This is a genomic window from Stenotrophomonas sp. RIT309 (genome assembly GCF_000632045.1).
Taxonomy (GTDB): domain Bacteria; phylum Pseudomonadota; class Gammaproteobacteria; order Xanthomonadales; family Xanthomonadaceae; genus Stenotrophomonas; species Stenotrophomonas indicatrix.
The window spans coordinates 103,220-120,157 of the sequence record NZ_JFYS01000012.1 but is presented as its reverse complement, the minus strand read 5'-3'; the positions used below and the strand labels follow the sequence as shown (position 1 = coordinate 120,157).

The 16,938-nt window shown below is 67.3% G+C and carries 16 protein-coding genes; 14 read left to right on the top strand and 2 right to left on the bottom strand.

Translation table 11 applies throughout. The features are described 5' to 3' along the window. Positions 1-94: 94 nt before the first annotated feature. The 13 genes from BW38_RS12530 to BW38_RS12590 all read left to right on the top strand — a co-directional run bounded on the left by BW38_RS12530 (position 95) and on the right by BW38_RS12590 (position 14,157). The gene (locus BW38_RS12530; protein WP_032975938.1) at positions 95-679 is read left to right on the top strand and encodes a hypothetical protein; all 585 of its coding nucleotides are present in this window, start codon (positions 95-97) and stop codon (positions 677-679) included. 79 nt (positions 680-758) lie between these two features. Next, positions 759-1,205, top strand: a complete 447-nt coding sequence (locus BW38_RS12535) for a GNAT family N-acetyltransferase (RefSeq protein WP_032975937.1) — start codon at positions 759-761, stop codon at positions 1,203-1,205. Between the two features lie 193 nt (positions 1,206-1,398). Further along, the gene (gene mqo / locus BW38_RS12540) at positions 1,399-3,090 is read left to right on the top strand and encodes a malate dehydrogenase (quinone) (protein ID WP_025873893.1); all 1,692 of its coding nucleotides are present in this window, start codon (positions 1,399-1,401) and stop codon (positions 3,088-3,090) included. Positions 3,091-3,447: 357 nt separating this feature from the next. Next, entirely contained in the window at positions 3,448-5,640 is a 2,193-nt protein-coding gene (locus tag BW38_RS12545; RefSeq protein WP_032975936.1) for a TonB-dependent siderophore receptor, read from the top strand. A 223-nt stretch (positions 5,641-5,863) separates the two neighbouring features. Then, positions 5,864-7,507 (top strand): malonate decarboxylase subunit alpha, encoded by a 1,644-nt coding sequence (gene mdcA / locus BW38_RS12550; protein ID WP_032975934.1) that lies wholly within the window; start codon positions 5,864-5,866, stop codon positions 7,505-7,507. A 10-nt stretch (positions 7,508-7,517) separates the two neighbouring features. Beyond that, positions 7,518-7,838 carry a malonate decarboxylase acyl carrier protein gene (gene mdcC, locus BW38_RS12555; protein ID WP_032975933.1) on the top strand — a complete coding sequence of 107 codons (321 nt, stop codon included), beginning with the start codon at positions 7,518-7,520 and terminating at the stop codon, positions 7,836-7,838. Next, positions 7,835-8,743 (top strand): biotin-independent malonate decarboxylase subunit beta, encoded by a 909-nt coding sequence (locus BW38_RS12560; RefSeq protein ID WP_032975931.1) that lies wholly within the window; start codon positions 7,835-7,837, stop codon positions 8,741-8,743. Before mdcC ends, BW38_RS12560 begins: the two co-directional genes overlap by 4 nt. A 2-nt stretch (positions 8,744-8,745) precedes the next feature. Then, positions 8,746-9,450: a biotin-independent malonate decarboxylase subunit gamma gene (gene mdcE, locus BW38_RS12565; RefSeq protein ID WP_032976063.1), complete on the top strand. Its 705-nt coding sequence runs from the start codon at positions 8,746-8,748 to the stop codon at positions 9,448-9,450. Beyond that, on the top strand, positions 9,443-10,093 hold the full coding sequence (gene mdcG, locus BW38_RS12570) for a malonate decarboxylase holo-[acyl-carrier-protein] synthase (RefSeq protein WP_032975930.1): 651 nt from the start codon (positions 9,443-9,445) through the stop codon (positions 10,091-10,093). The genes mdcE and mdcG overlap by 8 nt, the downstream gene beginning before the upstream one ends. Next, on the top strand, positions 10,090-10,947 hold the full coding sequence (mdcB, locus tag BW38_RS12575; RefSeq protein ID WP_032975929.1) for a triphosphoribosyl-dephospho-CoA synthase MdcB: 858 nt from the start codon (positions 10,090-10,092) through the stop codon (positions 10,945-10,947). The genes mdcG and mdcB overlap by 4 nt, the downstream gene beginning before the upstream one ends. Continuing rightward, positions 10,944-11,864, top strand: a complete 921-nt coding sequence (mdcH, locus tag BW38_RS12580; protein WP_032975927.1) for a malonate decarboxylase subunit epsilon — start codon at positions 10,944-10,946, stop codon at positions 11,862-11,864. The genes mdcB and mdcH overlap by 4 nt, the downstream gene beginning before the upstream one ends. Positions 11,865-11,965: 101 nt before the next feature. Continuing rightward, entirely contained in the window at positions 11,966-13,333 is a 1,368-nt protein-coding gene (locus tag BW38_RS12585) for an SLC13 family permease (RefSeq protein WP_032975926.1), read from the top strand. Positions 13,334-13,437: 104 nt separating this feature from the next. Beyond that, positions 13,438-14,157, top strand: coding sequence for a GntR family transcriptional regulator (locus BW38_RS12590; protein ID WP_032975925.1), 720 nt, complete (start codon positions 13,438-13,440; stop codon positions 14,155-14,157). Between the two features lie 51 nt (positions 14,158-14,208). On the opposite strand, the gene BW38_RS12595 is transcribed toward BW38_RS12590, so the two are convergent. After that, entirely contained in the window at positions 14,209-14,550 is a 342-nt protein-coding gene (locus tag BW38_RS12595) for a hypothetical protein (RefSeq protein WP_032975924.1), read from the bottom strand. Positions 14,551-14,704: 154 nt separating this feature from the next. Between BW38_RS12595 and BW38_RS12600 the strand changes: the two genes are divergently transcribed. Further along, positions 14,705-15,652 carry a nucleoside hydrolase gene (locus BW38_RS12600; protein ID WP_032975923.1) on the top strand — a complete coding sequence of 316 codons (948 nt, stop codon included), beginning with the start codon at positions 14,705-14,707 and terminating at the stop codon, positions 15,650-15,652. A gap of 4 nt (positions 15,653-15,656) precedes the next feature. Here the strand turns inward: BW38_RS12600 and BW38_RS12605 are convergent, their stop codons facing one another. After that, positions 15,657-16,931: an MFS transporter gene (locus BW38_RS12605; RefSeq protein WP_032976061.1), complete on the bottom strand. Its 1,275-nt coding sequence runs from the start codon at positions 16,929-16,931 to the stop codon at positions 15,657-15,659. Positions 16,932-16,938: the final 7 nt, after the last annotated feature.

Below are 16,938 nucleotides of genomic sequence, written 5' to 3'. Positions count from 1 at the left end.
CGGAGAGGATCAAGTCGCTTGTGCTACAAACGCCTTGATCCCCTCCGCCCCCTTTTCATGCAAGCATCGGTGCGACCGACGAGGGGGCTGACCGATGGAAACCGAACCGGTATTCCTGCATATCCGCGTGGTGATGGGGATCATCCTCGGCCTGTCCATCACCACCCTGTTGAAGGGGCTGGCGCAGATCATCGAACACCCGCAGCGGCGTGGCTGTTCGGCGCTGCACCTGTGCTGGGTGGTGTGGACGCTGGTATCGCTGGTGACCTTCTGGTGGTGGGAATTCCGCCTGGTTGAAGTACACCGCTGGACGTTTGAAATCTATCTGTTCGTGATCACCTACTGCGCGACCTGGTTCCTGCTGTGCGCGCTGCTGTTTCCCGAAGACCTGCGCGAGTACGGCAGTTACGGCAACTACCTGATGCAGCGTCGACGCTGGATCTTCGGGGTGGTCGCGATATTGACCCTTCTGGATCTTGTGGATACCGCGATCAAAGGGGGAAGCCGATGGCGGCTGCTGGGCGAGGCCTACCCCCTGCATACGGTGCTGATGCTCATCGTCGCCGCGCTGGGCTGGCATCTGCGCAGTACGCGCGCGCAACTGGGGCTGGCCGCAGCGACGCTGGCCTATCAACTGGGCTACTTCGCGACGGAGTACTTCACCATCGGCAGTGAGTGAGGAGCGCCGCCGGTCTCCATCCAATCTCCATAGGCGTCGGCCACAATCGCCCGGTTCCATTCGACCGCAGGTTTCCCAGATGACGATCCACTACCGCAATGCCCGTCCCGATGACGCCGCCGCCTGCATCGACCTGCGCGGGCGTACCCGCGAGAACGCCTTCAGTGCCGCGCAACTGGCCGAACTGGGCATCACCGAAGAGAGCTGGGCCGCAGGTATCGCCGATGGCGATTCGATTGGCCGCGTCGCCTGGGAGGGCCAACGGATGGCCGGTTACTGCTTTGCCGACCGCGAAAGCGGCGAGGTGCTGGTGCTGGCCCTGCTGCCGGAATTCGAGAACCGTGGCATCGGCCGGCAACTGCTGCAGGACGTGGTCAGCCTGAGCCGCGATGCCGGCCACAGCCGCCTGTTCCTGGCCTGCTCGGCCGACCCGCGCTCGCGTTCCCATGGCTTCTACCGGCACTTGGGCTGGAAGGCGACCGGCGAGATCGATGAGGCCGGTGACGAGATCCTTGAGCTGGCGTGATCGAGGGCATCGCCGGGCATGGCCCGGCGCTACCGGGTGAGGGTGCCGCAAGCCATCGGATGCTGCGTTGCATCAAAATCGGACCGGAAGCGGTTAAAATTGCCACAGGAATGCTGCAAGGCGTTGTTTCTTCACGCTCTTTCCCTGTTTCTTGCGCATCCTGACCCCCTTCCCCGCCAACGATCCCGCCCCCATGAAGAAATTTGGCAAGGCCCTGCTCGCCCTGCTCGTGCTGCTGTTGCTGGTGGCCGCGCTGTTCCTGTACTGGCCGCTGACCCAGCGCTCGGTGCCCGCCGCGAACAACGACAAGCCCGTCGATGTCGTGCTGGTCGGCGCCGGCATCATGAGCATCACCCTGGCCACCTACCTGCAGGAACTGCAGCCGGACTGGAACATCCAGGTCTACGAGCGTCTCGACGGCGTCGCCGGTGAAAGCTCGGACGGCTGGAACAACGCCGGCACCGGCCACTCGGCATTCGCCGAACTGAACTACACCCCGGAACTGCCCGATGGCAGCATCGAGACCAAGCGCGCGGTCGGCATCGCCGAATCGTTCGAAGTCTCGCGCCAGTTCTGGTCGCACCAGGTGAAGGAGGGGCGGCTGAGCCAGCCCAGCGACTTCATCAACCCGACCCCGCACATGAGCTTCGTCTGGGGCGATGACAACATCGCCTACCTGCACAAGCGCCAGCAGGCGCTGGTGAAGAACCCGCTGTTCTACGGCATGCAGTACTCCGAGGACCCGGCGCAGATCAAGCAGTGGGCACCGCTGCTGATGGAAGGCCGCGACCCGAAGCAGAAGGTTGCCGCAACGTGGATGCCGCTGGGCACCGACGTCAACTTCGGCGTCATCACCCGCCAGCTGACCGCCGGCCTGCAGCACAGCCCGAACTTCGGCCTGCACCTCAACCACGAGGTCAGCGCGTTGCGGCAGAACGCGGACAAGAGCTGGAACGTGACGGTGAAGGACCTCAAGGCCGGCACCGAATCGACCACCCACGCCCGCTTCGTGTTCATCGGTGCCGGTGGCGCGGCGCTGAAGCTGCTGCAGATGTCGGGCATCCCGGAATCGAAGGACTACGCCGGCTTCCCGGTGGGCGGCCAGTTCCTCGCCTTCCAGGGCCAGGACGTGACCTCGCGCCATGGCGTGAAGGCCTATGGCATGGCCGAGACCGGTTCGCCGCCGATGTCGGTGCCGCACCTGGATGCGCGCAAGCTGGATGGCAAGCCGGTGGTCCTGTTCGGGCCGTTCGCGCTGTACAGCACCAAGTTCCTCAAGCACGGCTCGTGGTGGGACCTGTATTCGTCGGTCAACCACAACAACGTCGGCCCGATGCTGGAAGTGGGCAAGGACAACCTGGACCTGGTGCAGTACCTGATGGGCCAGGCGCGCCTGAACGATGCCGATCGCCAGGCCGAACTGGTCAAGTACTTCCCCAATGCCAAGCCGGGCGACTGGAAGCTGGTCACCGCCGGCCAGCGCGTGCAGATCATCAAGCGTGATCCGCTGAAGGGCGCGGTGCTGCAGTTCGGTACCGAGATCGTGACCGACAAGGACCACACCCTCGCTGCGCTGCTGGGTGCCTCGCCGGGCGCTTCGACCTCGCCGCCGATCATGCTGGACCTGATGGCCAAGGCCTTCCCGGAACAGATGAAGGCCGGTTGGGAAGCCCGCCTGCGCGAGATCGTTCCCTCGTACGGCCGCAAGCTCAACGAAAGTGCCGCGCTGACCAACGAGATCCGCACGTTGACCAGCCAGACCCTGCACCTGCCCTACCTGGAGGTTCCGGTGGAAGCAGGTACGACGCCTGCACTGGCACCGACGGCCGCGCCGGCCCCGGCCAAGGAAAAGCGCAACGCCAACGAAGAGCTGCAGGCGCTGTAAGCCTGCGCTTGGCGGATGCCTGCGGACGGCCACCTTCGGGTGGCCGTCTGCGTTTGCGCGCGGCGACGGGGCGGATCCCTCCCGCACGGGAGGGCTCTGACCCGTTCCGGGAGACCCCTCGCAGGGTCAGAGCCCAGTGCCTGCGGCAATGGGATCCGACCCCGCCCTGACGCTTGCTGCGCGCCTGAAAGCCCCTGCGCAATGACGCGAATTGTAATGTTGTTAAGAATTATTTACATTTGCGTCCTGCGCAGTGACCGCGCCCCTCCCAGATGGACCTGACGTGCCCGAAGCCGCCGCCCCGGGTGCTGGACGACTGTTGCCGCCCCTTCCCCGCCTCTACGCTCCGAGCCCGCCATGACCCAGATTTTCCCCAGCCGCCTGCCCCGCCGTGCGCTGCTGCCCGCCGCCCTGCTGTCCTGCCTCACCCTGGCTGCGCCGTCGGCATTGGCCGAGGTCGCTGCCTACGCCTCCGACGCCAAGACCCTGGACCGGGTGAGCGTGCGCGCCGAGCAGTCCGCGCCACCATCGAGCACCACCCGCCTGCCGATCACCCTGCAGGAAACACCGCAGTCGTCGACGGTGATCGGCCTGCAGCGCCTGCAGGACGAATCGTTGTTCAGCCTCAACGACGTGATGCGCAATGTCACCGGCGTCAGCGTGTCCTTCTATGACACCCAGCGCCCGCTGTACTACGCGCGTGGTTTTGCCATCACCGATTTCCAGGTGGATGGCATTCCGACCTACAGCGGCTCGACCAACCAGGAATACGACACCGCCTTCTATGACCGGGTGGAAGTGATCCGCGGCGCCAACGGCCTGCTCAGCGGCGCGGGTGTGCCGTCGGCCACGGTGAACCTGCTGCGCAAGCGCCCGGGCAAGGAGTTCGACGCTTCGTTCTCGGTCAGTGCCGGCAGCTGGGACTACCGCCGCATGGAAGCGGACGTGACCGCACCACTGACCGCCGACGGCCGCTTCCGCAGCCGCGTGGTCGCCGCCTACACCGATCGTGATTTCTATTACGACCGCTACAAAGAGAACAAGATGGCCGGCATGGCCGTGCTGGAAGGCGATGTGACCGACAGCACCACGGTCACCGTCGGCTACCAGACCCAGGACAACAACCCGGTGGGCTCGACCTGGGGCACCGTGCCGTTCTTCGACAGCCAGGGCAACTTCGCCCATCTGCCGCGCTCGACCAACCTGGCACCGAAGTGGAGCTACTGGCAGCGCGAGACCAGCACGGTGTTCGCCAACCTGGAGCAGCGCTTCGGTGACAACTGGCTGCTGAAGATCAACACCGCCTACACGCGTGGCAACGTGCAGAACATGCGCCTGTACGGCACCGGCAATCCCGATCCGGTGACCGGCGCGGGCATCTACCTGCGCACCGCCGCCGGCGATTCGGAAGACACCCGCCGCAACGTCGACGCCTACCTGACCGGCACCTTCAACCTGTGGGGCCAGCAGCACGACGTGACCGTGGGCGCGCAGTGGGCCGACCTGGAAGGCACCACCAACACGCTGGCGCTGAACTATCCGCGCGACTGGGCTCGTTGCGGCAGCGAGCGCTGCTACTACATTCCCAACGTGCACACCTGGGATGGCGACATCTCCGAAGTGACCTACACCCTCACCGGCGCACGCCGCGTGGCCAAGACCACGCAGAGCGGCTTCTACCTGGCCACCCGCCTGCGCCTGGCCGATCCGCTGGCGCTGATCGCCGGCGCACGCCTGAGCCGCTGGCAGACCCAGACCCGCGCCTACAACGCGGCCGGCGCCTACACCGCCACCAGCGGCGCGTACAAGGTGAGCGATGAGGTGACCCCGTACGTGGGCCTGGTGTACGACATCACCCCGAACGTGGCGGCCTATGCCAGCTACACCGAGATCTTCAACCCGCAGAACTACAAGGACCGCAACGAGAACCTGCTGGCGCCGGTGCAGGGCTCCAACCTGGAAGCGGGCCTGAAGACGCAGTGGTTCGACGGTCGCCTGACCGCCAACGCGGCGGTGTTCGAAGCCAAGCAGGACAACTACGCGGTGCGTGACATGAGCGTGCCGGAAGGCTCACTCAGCGACGGCAGCTCGGCCTACATCGGCGTCAACGGCACCAAGGCGCGCGGCTGGGAAGTGGACGTCAACGGCGAGATCCTGCCGGGCTGGACGGTCAATGCCGGCTATACCCACGTCAAGGTGACCCGCGCGGCCACCGATCTGCTGTACGCCAATCCGGCCGAAGACCTGCTGCAGCTCAACACCCAGCTGCAGCTGCGCGGCGCGCTGGAACGCCTGAGCATCGGCGGTGGCGTGCAGTGGCAGAGCAAGGTGCAGGGCTACAACATCCCCTACCCGCTCGGCGGCACGGTGACGGTGAACCAGCCGGCGTATGCGCTGGTGCAGTTCAACGCCAACTACCGCATCAGCGACAACTGGACGGCGACGCTGAGCGTGCGCAACGCGCTGGACAAGACCTACTGGGCCAACCTCGACTACAACAACTATGGCGAACCGCGCTTCGTGGCGGCCAGCCTGCGCTGGAAGTTCTGAGCAACCCGGGAACGGTGGGTTCCGACCATTGGGGGGTGCCCACTGTTGGGGGGGTGGGTGCCGACCGTTGGTCGGCACGCTTCTGACGCTCCGCCACGACCCACGGTCGTGGCCCACCTGAATGGGCCCGCCTTCGCGCGGGCCTTTTCTTTGCTGCACTGCGGGTTGCACACCCCTCCGTAATTATGGCGTAATTATTCCAACGCCATTCGGAAGTCCGTCGATGAACCCGAGTTGGGACACGCTGGAGCGGGGCCGCCAGGCGCGGCTGGAACGCGCCGCGCCATGGGCCAGGGGCCACGAGGTGGCGGCTGGCGATGTCGCCGAGCTGCTGCACGCGCTGCTGGAGCCGGGCGACAAGGTCTGCCTGGAAGGCAACAACCAGAAGCAGGCCGACTTCCTCGCCCAGACGCTGGCCGACCTCGACCCGGGACGGGTGCATGACCTGCACATGGTGCAGTCGGTGCTGTCGCTGCCCTCGCACCTGGATGTGTTCGAACGCGGCATCGCCTCCAGGCTGGACTTCTCCTTCTCCGGGCCGCAGTCGGTGCGGCTGGCCAACCTGGTGGCCGAAGGACGCATCCAGATCGGTGCCATCCACACCTACCTGGAACTGTTCGGCCGCTACTTCATCGACCTCACACCGCGTGTGGCACTGGTCGCGGCGCAGGCCGCCGACCGCCACGGCAATCTCTACACCGGCCCCAACACCGAAGACACGCCGGTGATCGTGGAGGCCACCGCATTCGGTGGCGGCATCGTCATCGCCCAGGTCAACGAGATCGTCGACACCGTCCCCCGCGTCGATATTCCTGCCGACTGGGTCAACTTCGTGGTGCAGGCGCCGCGCCCGAACCATATCGAACCGCTGTTCACCCGCGATCCGGCACAGATCTCCGAGATCCAGGTGCTGATGGCGATGATGGCGATCAAGGGCATCTACGCCGAGTACGGGGTGAACCGGCTCAACCATGGCATCGGTTTCGATACCGCAGCAATCGAACTGCTGCTGCCGACCTACGCCGAGTCGCTGGGGCTGAAGGGAAAGATCTGCCAGCACTGGGCGCTCAACCCGCACCCGGCACTGATTCCAGCCATCGAATCGGGTTTCGTCAAATCCGTGCACTCGTTTGGTTCGGAACTGGGCATGGAGAAGTACATCGCCGCGCGCGGGGATGTGTTCTTCACCGGCGCCGATGGTTCGATGCGCTCCAACCGCGCGTTTTCGCAGACCGCAGGGCTGTATGCCTGCGACATGTTCATCGGCTCCACCCTGCAGATCGACCTGCAGGGCAACAGCTCCACCGCAACGCGCGACCGCATCGCCGGCTTTGGTGGTGCGCCCAACATGGGTTCGGATGCACGCGGCCGCCGCCACGCCAGCGACGCCTGGATCAAGGCGGGCCAGCAGGCCGCGCGGCCCGGCGAGATGCCACGCGGGCGCAAACTGGTGGTGCAGATGGTGGAAACCTTCCGCGAGCACATGGCGCCGGCCTTCGTCGACCGCCTCGATGCCTGGGAACTGGCCGAACGCGCGAGCATGCCGCTGCCGCCGGTGATGATCTACGGCGACGACGTCAGCCATGTGCTGACCGAGGAAGGCATCGCCAACCTGCTGCTGTGCCGCAGCCCGGAAGAGCGCGAGCAGGCGATCCGCGGCGTGGCCGGCTATACCGCCGTGGGCAGGGGACGGGACCGCGCCATGGTGGAAAATCTGCGCGACCGCGGAGTGATCCGCCGCCCGGACGATCTCGGCATCAACGTGCGCGATGCCAGCCGCGATCTTCTTGCCGCGCGTTCGGTGAAAGACCTGGTGCGCTGGTCCGGCGGTCTGTACGACCCGCCCAAGCGCTTCCGCAACTGGTAAGGGCCACGCCATGGAAACCCTCGACTATCGATTCGCCGGCACGACGCCCGTGCGCTTCCCCACCGATGCGGTGCTGGTGGGCGTACTGGCCTCGGGCAACCTGGAAATCCTGCTGGAACCGGCCGACCTGGACGGTGCGATGACCGTGCGCATCATCACCGCTGCACGTGGCTTCGGCACGGTATGGCAGGCGGTGATCGCCGACTTCGCCCAGCGTCATCCCCTGCGCGATGTACGCGTGTCGATCAATGATGCCGGCGCTACACCGGCGGTGGTCAGCCTGCGCCTGGACCAGGCCGTCGAGACCCTGCTTGCCGGAGGCCAGCCATGACGCTCGCACAGCGCATCAGCTATTACGAAGCCGATGCCCGCGCGCGCATCGCCGGGCTGCTTGATGCAGGATCGTTCCGCGAATTTCTCGGCCCAGCCCAGCGCGCCATCAGCCCGCATCTGGCGCAACTGGACCAGCCGGCCGCCTTCGACGATGGCATCGTCGTCGGTGAGGGACGCCTGCACGGCAAGCACGTGCTGGTGGCCGCGCAGCAGGGTGAATTCATGGGCGGCGGCGTGGGTGAGGTGCATGGCGCCAAGTTGACCGGCCTGCTGCGCCGCGCGGCGGACACCCATCCCGATGGCGTGCTGCTGCTGCTCGATACCGGCGGTGTGCGCCTGCATGAAGCCAATGCGGGATTGATCGCCATTTCCGAAATCATGCGCGCCACGCTCGCCGCGCGGGCCGCCGGGATACCGGTGGTGGCGCTGATCGGCAGCGGCAACGGCGCCTTCGGTGGCATGGGCATCGTCGCCCGCTGCTGCAGCACGGTGATCATGTCCGAAGAAGGACGGCTGTCGCTGTCCGGCCCCGAAGTGATCGAGACCGTGCGCGGCGTGGAGGAATTCGATTCGCGCGACCGCGCATTGGTGTGGCGGGTGACCGGTGGCAAGCACCGCTACCTGATCGACCAGGCGCAGGTGCTGGTGCCCGATGCGATCAGCGCGTTCGCCGAGGCCGCCTCGGATGCGCTGCAGCCCGACACCGCCAGCGCCGACCCCGACGCGGCACTGGCCGCGTTGCAGGCACGCCACGCCGCGTTGAAGGCGCGCGTACAGGCGTGGGGCGACTGCAACGATGGCCTGCAGATCTGGGCACGCCAGGGCATTGCCGACCCGGAACGTCTGGCGCTGCTGGAAACCGATGCCTTCCTTGCCGCCACTGCGCACCGGAGCCTGCCATGAGCCTGCCATTGAATTCGCTGCTGGACGCACTGTTCCCGCGTGGCCATACGATCGCGGTGAACGATTCGGTACTGACCGGCACAGCGACCACCGACGACGGTGAGGTGACGGTGATCGGCACCACCGACAGGATCGAAGTCGGTGTGGACCACGCGCTGGTGCTGGCCGACACCGTGCTGGCCAGCACCGCTGCTCATCCGCAGCGTCCCATCGTGATGCTGGTCGATACCGCCGGCCAGCGGCTGGCGCGCCGCGATGAACTGCTGGGCATCAACGGCTACTTCGCCCACCTCGCACAGACCCTGGACCTGGCCCGCCGCCGTGGCGCGCGCCTGGTCACGCTGGTCTACGGCGAATCGGTCAGCGGCGGCTTCCTGTCGTTCGGGCTGATGGCCGACCTCATCCATGCCCTGCCCGATGCGCAGGTGCGGGTGATGGATCTGCGCGCGATGGCACGGGTGACCAAGAAACCGTTGGAAAAACTGCAGGCGCTCAGCCTGACCTCGCCGGTGTTCGCACCGGGCGTGGAGAACTACGTGGCGATGGGCGCAGTGCAATCGCTGTGGGATGGCGATCTGGCGCATCACCTGCTGGACGCACTGCGTGCAGCCGTCGACGGTGACCATCGCGCTGCACTGGGCGCCGAACGGGGTGGCCGTACGCTGGCTGCGCAGGTAGCCACTGCTGTGAGCCAGGGCAATGCCTGAGCGGCCGGCCCGGCACACGCTGGTCTGGCTGTCGGCCGATGCCGATTGGCGGGCCGACCTGCCCGCGCACGAGCCGCGTCTTGCCGCCTGGTTCGCGCAGGGCTTCCCTGCAGTGGCGGCGCGTCGTGCCGCGGATGATGCCGATATGCGCCTGCGATTGGGCGTTCCGTTGCCACCGGCCGAAGGCAAGCAGCGCCTGTCGTTGCGCGTACCGCTGTGCGACGTCGCGCACATGCGCGCTCCGCCGGCGTTGAGCGAGCTGCTGGCAGCAGGCGACGCAGGTGTTCCACAGCCGTGGCAGGAATCACTCCACGACCTGCAGGCACTGGCGCCGGCCCGTGTGTTCGGCGCCTTCGCCTGGCAATGGCTGACCGCCCTGCCCTATATACATGAGCGTTCGGACATCGACCTGCTGTGGCAGGTGACCGATGCCGCGCAGGCCGAGGCGCTGATCGCGCAGTTGCTGGCATGGGAGACCCGCCATCCGCATCGCCTTGATGGCGAGCTGTGCCTGCCCGATGGTGGCGCGGTGAACTGGCGCGAACTTGCCGGCCGCAGTCGCCAGGTGCTGGTGAAACGCCTTGATGGAGCCGCTTTGGAAGCGCGTGATGCACTGTTCGCCACGCGCGAGGCGATCGCATGATCGCCGCCCCGAAGCCGTCGCCGGCCCGCGACGCGGTGGTCGACAGCGCACGCCTGGGACGGCTGGCCATTGCCAGCCTGCACGCCGAACTGGCGTGCGCCCCGAAGCCGGGCCTGGTCACCCCGTTCGACAGCGGCAGCCATGACGACATGGATGCCGGAACTTTCCTGCGCAGTCTTTTCGCCCTGCGCCACTACTTCACGGCGGTGGCCAGGGCCGGTGCCGCGGGCGCCCCCTTCACAGTGCTGCGCGATCACGGTATTGCCGCTGAAGCGGCCATGCTGGCCGCCACCGGCGGCATCAACACCCATCGCGGTGCGATCTTCAGCCTTGGCCTGCTGGTGGCCGCTGCTGCTGAGCGCAGGCGCATGCATGGCCATGCCGTGTCGGGCGCGCAGGTGTGCCTGACGGTTCAGCAGTGGAAAGACGCGCTCATCACTGCGCCGCTGGACCCGCACAGCCCGGGACAGCGCGCACGTGCGCGTCATGGAGTCTGCGGCGTACGCGAACAGGCTGCCGCCGGCTACCCGGTGCTGCGCGAGCTGGCCCTGCCTACCCTGCGCCATGCGATGGACAGCGGCCTGCCGCGCGACGCCGCGTTGTGCCAGACGCTGATGCAGCTGGTGGCACAGGTGGACGATCTGAACCTGCTGCATCGCGGCGGTACCGAGGGCCTGCGCTGGGCGCAACAACAAGCGGCCACATTCCTTTCCGCCGGTGGCGCCTTCGCGCCGGACTGGCGCGTGCGCCTGCAGTCCATCGGCGATGCGTTCGTGAGGCGTCGGCTCAGCCCGGGTGGCAGTGCCGATCTGCTGGCCTGCGCCTGGTTCCTGCTGCAGCAGGAGGGCGCATGAGCCTGGCCCTGCTCTGCCCCGGACAGGGTGCGCAGCATCCGGCGATGTTCGACCATGTGCGCGGCATGGCCGCTGCACGCGCGGTACTGGATGCGGCGAGCGACGCGCTGGGGCGCGATGTGTTCGCGGCCGCGGCCGACGACGACCGCTTCGACAACGTACAAGCGCAGCCGCTGCTGTGCGCCGCCAGCATCGCGCACTGGCATGCCCTGCGCGGCGCCGTGCCGGACCCGATCGTGGTGGCCGGGTACAGCATCGGCGAACTGGCGGCACATGCCATCGCCGATAGTTTCGACGTGACCACCTGCCTGTCCCTGTCGGCCCAGCGCGCACGATTCATGGACGCCGTCAGCCCGGTCGATGCCGGAATGCAGGCGGTGCTGGGGCTGGACCGACAGAATGTGCAGACATTGTGCGAAATCCACGGCACGCACGTGGCGATCGCCAACGGCACAGATCATTTCATCGTTGGCGGCACGCTGCCGGCACTGCGTGCGCTGGCCGCTGCCGCGCACGCACAGGGTGCCGAGGTGCGCGTGCTGCCGGTACATGTGCCGGCGCATACGCCACTGCTGTCGGCGGCGGTCGCACCGTTTGCCGCCGCACTGCAGGCCACCACGTTGCACGCGCCGCGCCTGCCGCTGCTGGCCGGCATCGACGCACGGCCGGTGCGCGACACCGCAGCGGTGGTGCACACGCTGTCCGCGCAGCTGGCACAGACCATCGAATGGGCACAGGTGATGCGCCAGGCCTTCGAGCGCGGCGCGCGCGTGTTCCTGCAGCTGGGCCCGGGCAACGCACTGGCACGCATGATCGCGCCGGCCTATCCGTGCTGCGAGGTACGCGCGATCGAGGAATTCCAGAGCCTGGACGGCGCGGCGGCGTGGGTCCGCAGCGCGCTGCAGCGGCTGCAGTAACAGGTTTGAGCAGTACGTAACGCGCAGTACGTAACAGGCCATACCCCGGGATGGCGGGCTTCCATCCGTGCAACACGCGAATCAGGTGTCTGGGAGGGCGCATGACTCCACAAATTGCAACGATCATCGGTCTGGTGATCATGTTCATCGTCGCCACCGCGATGCCGATCAACATGGGCGCCGTTGCCTTCGCACTGGCCTTCATCGTCGGCGGGCTCTGGGTCGACATGGGGGGCAAGGAGGTTCTCGCCGGCTTCCCGGGCGACCTGTTCCTGACCCTGGTCGGCATCACCTACCTGTTCGCGATCGCGCAGAAGAACGGCACCATCGACCTGCTGGTGCACTGGGCGGTGAAAGCGGTACGCGGCCATATCGTGGCCATCCCGTGGGTGATGTTCGTGATCACCGCCGTGCTGACCGCCTTCGGCGCGCTTGGCCCGGCCGCGGTTGCGATCATCGGCCCGGTCGCGCTGCGCTTTGCCAAGCAGTACAACATCAATCCGTTGATGATGGGCCTGCTGGTGATCCATGGCGCGCAGGCCGGTGGCTTCTCGCCGATCAGCGTGTACGGCAGCATCACCAATGGCGTGGTGCAGAAGGCCGGGCTGGAAGTCACCGAAATGGCGGTGTTCCTGACCAGCCTCGGCTTCAACTTCATGATGGCCACGATCTGCTTCTTCGCCTTCGGCGGCATCGCGCTGCTGCGTCGCGGTTCGATCACTGCGGCGGGCACGGTGGGCAACGCGGAGCTGGCGATGGCCGGTGGCCCGCAGGCTTCGTCGCGGCAGTTCGCCATCGAAGGCCACGGTGCGCTGGTCGCAGCCGGTGGTGGCACCCTGTCCAACGATCCGGTGGCACTGGATGCGGTGGGCCTGACCCGCGAGCGCTTGTTCACCCTGATCGGCCTGCTCGGCCTGGGTGTGGCCGCGCTGATCTACAACCTCAACGTCGGCCTGGTCTCGATTACGGTTGCGGTGGTGCTGGCCCTGCTGTCGCCGCAGAGCCAGAAGGGTGCGGTCGATGGCATCAGCTGGTCCACCGTGCTGCTGATCTGTGGCGTGGTCACCTACATCGGCGTGCTGGAACATGCCGGTGCCGTGGACTTCATCGGCCACGGCGTCTCCAGCATCGGCATTCCGCTGCTGGGCGCGCTGCTGGTCTGCTACGTGGGCGGCATCGTCTCCGCATTCGCCTCGTCGGCGGCGGTGCTGGGTGCCACCATTCCGCTGGCGGTGCCATTCCTGATGCAGGGCCATCTCAGTGCCGCAGGCGTGATCTGCGCGCTGGCGGTGTCCTCCACCATCGTCGATGTCAGTCCGTTCTCGACCAACGGCGCACTGGTGGTGGCCTCGGCCGCGAAGGAAGAACGCGAAACGCTGTTCCGCCGCTTCCTGGTCTACAGCGGCCTGGTGGTGGCATTCGGCCCGCTGCTGGCGTGGCTGGTGTTCGTGGTGCCGGGCTGGATGTAAATGCCTGCGGTAGTGCCGGTCGCTGGCCGGCAACCTCGTGGATCCGTCGAACGATCACGGGTTGCCGGCCAGCGGCCGGCACTACCTGGCGTTACACTTTCCGCATGGCCATCGCTCCCGCTCCGCGTCCTCCGAAGAAGCGCGCCCCTCTGTATGAGGAGGTGGCCGAACACGTGCGCGAGCGGATCTACGACTACCGCCTGCCGCCGGGCGAGTGGATCGACGAACCGGCGCTGTGCGAGGAACTGGCCATCAGCCGTACGCCCCTGCGCGAAGCGCTGAAGCTGCTCGCCGCCGAAGGCCTGGTGCAGATCGATGCCGGCCGCGGCGCACGGGTAACCCGGCTGACCCTGGAAGACCTCAACCAGCTGTTCCCGGTGATGGCGATGCTGGAAGGCCGATGTGCGCATGAAGCGGTCAAGCACATCGACGACGCCGGCGTGCAGCAGCTGGAGGACCTGCACGCGGCGATGGAAGCGGCCGCCGCCGAGGGCAACATCGCCGAGTACTACCGCAACAACTACCTCATCCACGAGACGGTGCAGCATTACGCCGGCAACCCGTGGCTGATCCGCATCACCCACGACCTGCACCGCATCCTGAAGATGCATCGCGGCCGCCAGCTGCTGGCGCCGGGCCGCACCGCGCAGTCGCTGGCCGAACACCGCGAACTGATGGACTGCTTCCGCCAGCGCGATGCTGCAGCCGCCGAACGCACGATGGAACGCCACCTGCTCAGCCAGGGCCAGGCCTTGGCTGCGTATGTGGCCAGCGGCGGATTGTTGAACGTGCCTGCGCCGTTGCCGACCGAAGGCGGAAGCTGAGTTCATGGGGTTGCCGGCCAGCGGCCGGCACTACCGGGGCGTGACCTCGCCTCAATCGCCGCCGCCGCCGCAGCTGCCGCCGTCTCCGCCCCCACCGCTGTCGCCACTGCTGCAGTCGGAACTGCTGTAGCTGTGGTGGCTGTTGCTGTCTCCGGAATAGCCCCCGGAGAAATCGGCCGGTCCACCGCCGCTGCCATCGGCGCGCGCGGGCGAACCATCGGCGGTAGCCATCGCCATGCACAGGATCGCGCCGACCAGCGGCAGCAGCCACACCACCAGCAGCTGCCCGGCGCGGCTGCTGACGGGAAGGTCGTCGCGCCCCAGCACCACGAAGCTGGCCACCAGGTTCAGCCCCAGCACCAGGGCAATCAGGACGAGGGTCACAGCCAGCATGGCGCAGCTCCTTGCGACGGGTTCGGGCCCGCAGACGATACCACCGCCGCCGGTTCGCCCTGCCTGTCATGAAGATGGGACAATGTAGGGCGCGCCGGCCTGCCCTCGGGGCCGCCGGCCCCCCTGCACCAGACGGAAGAAGAAGAACAACAACATGCTGAAAGTCATTTTCGATACCGACCCGGGCGTCGACGACGCGCTGGCTCTGCTGTACCTGCACAAGCACCCGCAGATCGACCTGATTGGCGTCACCACCACCTTCGGCAATGCCTCGGTGGAGTCGACCACCCACAACGCGCTGTACCTGAAGCAAGCCTGGGGCCTGTCCGCGCCGGTCGCGCGCGGCGCCGACGGCCCGCTGCAGCCCGAAGCCACCCCGGAAGCCTGGCCGGTGCACATCCATGGCCACAACGGCCTGGGCAACCACCCGGTGCCGGAAGCGCTGGACGCAACCGCCGACAGCCGTCCCGCGCACCAGCTGATCATCGACCTGGTGCGCGCCCATCCGGGCGAAGTGACCCTGGTGGCGGTCGGCCGCATGACCAACCTGGCGCTGGCCCTGCAGCAGGCCCCGGACATCGCCGGCCTGGTGCGTGGCGTGGTACTGATGGGCGGTGCGTTCCACGTCAACGGCAACATCACCCCGGCGGCCGAGGCCAACATCTGGGGCGACGCGGAAGCGGCCGACATCGTGTTCACCGCCCACTGGCCGGTCACCGCGATCGGCCTGGACGTGACCACCCGCGTCGAGATGAATCGCGACGGCCTGGACAAGCTGGCCGCGATCGGCGGCGCCGATGCCGAACTGGTGCGCGCCCTGTCGCAGGACTACGTCGACTTCTATCTGCAGGCCGGCCACAAGGGCATGGTCGTGCACGACTGCTGCGCCTGCATCGCCCTGACCCGCCCGGAGCTGTTCCAGTTCGAGCGCGCCAGCGTGCGCGTGGCCACCGACGGCGTCGCCCGTGGCATGACCATTCCCAAGCCGGAAGGCATGGGCTTCGGCCCCAGCGTGTGGGACGGCCATGTCCTGCAGTCCATCGCCATCGGCGTGGATGCGGCCGCGGTGCTGGCCGACATCGAGCAGACCCTGAAGGTCTAAGCGCTCACTGCCCGCCCCGGGACACGGGGCGGGTCTTCGGCACGGTCTCCGGCAGCGTCCACAGCACCGGCAGCACCAGCACCGCCACCAGCGCGATCATCGCCCCCGGTGCCGCCGCCCAGCCGCTGCGTTCCACCCACCATTGCGCCAACCACGGCGTCGCCCCGCCGAACACTGCGGTGGCCATGGTCACCCCCAGCGCCAGACCACTGACCCGGCCCTCGCCGGGGAACTGCTCGGCCGTGGCCGGTGCCGCCACCGCACTGATACCGCCGGCCACACAGGCCAGGCTCACCGCTGCCAGCACGATGCCCAACGGCGCAGCAGAGGCCATCCAGCCGAACATCGACAGCGGCAGCAGCGCCGCCAGCACCGTCAGCCCCAGCAGCAGCGGACGCCGCCCGAAGCGATCGGACAGCGCCCCGCACAGCGGGGTGATCGCGATCACCGCCACCGCCGCAATCGTCGACAGCCACAGCGCATCACCTTCGTCGTGCCCCTGTGCGTGCAGGAATGCTGGCACATAGGTGATGCCCACGTAGTAGGTGATCGAACCCAGTGCGGAAATCGCGAACGTGCGCGCCACCGCACCAGGATGGTTGCGCAGCACGTGCCGCAGCGGCGTAGCCGGAATGCTGCCTTCGCGCCGCTGCCGTTCGAACTCCGGCGATTCGTGCATGCCCGAACGCGCGATCAGGATCACCAGTGCCAGCGCCGCGCCGAAGAAGAACGGGATCCGCCAGCCCCAGCTGTCCAGCTGCGGCGCAGGCAGCAGGGCCACGGTGAGCGCGGAGATCGCCACAGCCAGCAACGCGCCCACTTCGCTGGCCGCCGAGGCCAGCGAGGTGACCAGGCCACGTCGTCGCGCCGGCGCGCTTTCCAGAAGATAGGCGACCACGCCGGTGTATTCGCCGCCCACGGAGAAGGCCATCACGCAGCGCAGGATCAGCAACAGCACGCCAGCAGTCGCACCGGCAGTTGCCGCGGTCGGCAGCAACGCGGTGGCCAGCATGGCCGCGGCCATCAACGCCATCGAAGCCAGCAGCATCCAGCGCCGGCCGAGCCGGTCACCCAGGTGGCCGAAGCACAGCGCACCGAGCGGACGCATCACGTAGGACACCGCGAACCCGGCCAGGGTGACCAGCATCGCCTCTTCGCCACCGCCGAAGAACACCCGCGACAGCACCGTGGCGAAGTACAGGTACAGGGTGAAGTCGTACCACTCCACCACCGTGGACAGGCCGGCCACCCACATCGAGCGCTGCCGTCCTGCGGTCATTGCGTGC